The organism is Marinifilum breve, from assembly GCF_003202155.1.
Lineage (GTDB): Bacteria > Bacteroidota > Bacteroidia > Bacteroidales > Marinifilaceae > Marinifilum > Marinifilum breve.
This window is the reverse complement of record NZ_QFLI01000032.1, coordinates 1-1,369: the sequence shown is the minus strand read 5'-3', so window position 1 is coordinate 1,369 and position 1,369 is coordinate 1. Positions and strand designations below refer to the sequence as shown.

Sequence of the window (1,369 nt, the reverse complement as noted above, 5' to 3'; positions counted from 1 at the left end):
CAAGCGCGTTAGTCATGGTGGTAGCAAAATCTGGATCATTCCCGAGCGCTGCGGCCAGTTCATTCAGCGTATTCAGTGCGTCAGGTGACGCGTCGATAACATCTGCAATCGCGGCCAGTACAAAAGCGGTGTTCGCAATCTGGGTATTGTTTGTTCCCCTGAGCGCGGTTGGTGCTGTTGGCGTTCCGGTCAGTGCCGGACTGTCCAGTGGGCTTTTCTGTTCGTTTCATCCATTACCACCTTAACCGCCTTTGGCGTTGCAGCAAGCGTTTCAGACGTGCTGTTGGTTGCACTGCTGAGCTGCACTATCCCCTTTCTCGTTGTGTCCGCATCCTCAAGCGCGACAGCTGAAGCTATATCTTCTGCACGTTTTGCCGAATTTTTTGCACGTATTGCCGCCGCTTCTGCCGCACTTTTGCTCTGCGATGCTGATACCGCACTTCCCGCAGCCTCTGTCGCCTTCGTGGATGCCGTTGACGCACTCCCCGCCGCCGCTGTTTTTGCGTCTGCCGCGGCAGAGGCGCTCCGTTCCGCTGCTGTTTCAGATGACCTGGCATTCGTCTCGGACGTTTTTGCCGCCCTGGCAGAATTTTCTGCCGCCGTTGCCGAGGAAGCTGCACGACCGGCACTTGATGATGCGTTCGTTTCTGATGATTTTGCTGCCTCTTTTGAGGCCACCGCATCTCGTGCTGAAGTGGCGGCCTCTGACGCTTTCGTGGCCGCGGTGGAGGCAGACGTGGCGGCTGATTGTTGTGACGCTGCAGCATTCGTTTCTGACGTTTTCGCCGCACCGGCACTGGTGGCCGCCGCGTTTTTTGAGGACTCTGCGGCTGCGGCACTTTTTTCCGCTTCAGTGGCCTTTGCTGATGCCGCTTCTGCGCCGGAGGACGCTTCCTGAGCTGACGATGCAGCCTGTCCGGCGGACGTGCTGGCGGCGCGTGCTGAGTCAGTTGCATCAGTCACAAGGGCCGCGACCTGAGCAGCTGATGCACTGGCATCGCCGGCTGATTTCTTCGCGTCTGCCGTACTCTGTGCCACCACGGACGCGTTACGCGCCACCTCTTCCACCATCAGTTCAAGACGACGCAGCACCTCCGGCCGGGCATCATCCTCCGTCATGGCACAGAGAAAATCATTCAGCGTCCCCGGTTGTGAATCTTCATACACGGTGATGGTCCCGGCGTGCGATGGTGGAAAACCGTCAACCTGCAGGATGACACTGTACTGACCGTACTCCACATCCATGCTGTAACGCCCGGCTTCATCCGGATTCTCTGAGCCCACCGTGTTCACCACCACCGTGGTGCTGTTACGTCTGGCTTTCAGCTGAATGGTGCAGTTCTGTACCGGTTTTCCTGTGCCGTCTTTC

At 58.1% G+C, this 1,369-nt stretch carries 1 protein-coding gene; it reads right to left on the bottom strand.

The window, feature by feature from the left end; genetic code table 11:
- Nucleotides 1–189 precede the first annotated feature (189 nt).
- On the bottom strand, nucleotides 190–1,369 hold a 1,180-nt coding region (locus tag DF185_RS24530), incomplete at its 5' end, for a prophage tail fiber N-terminal domain-containing protein (protein ID WP_207784734.1).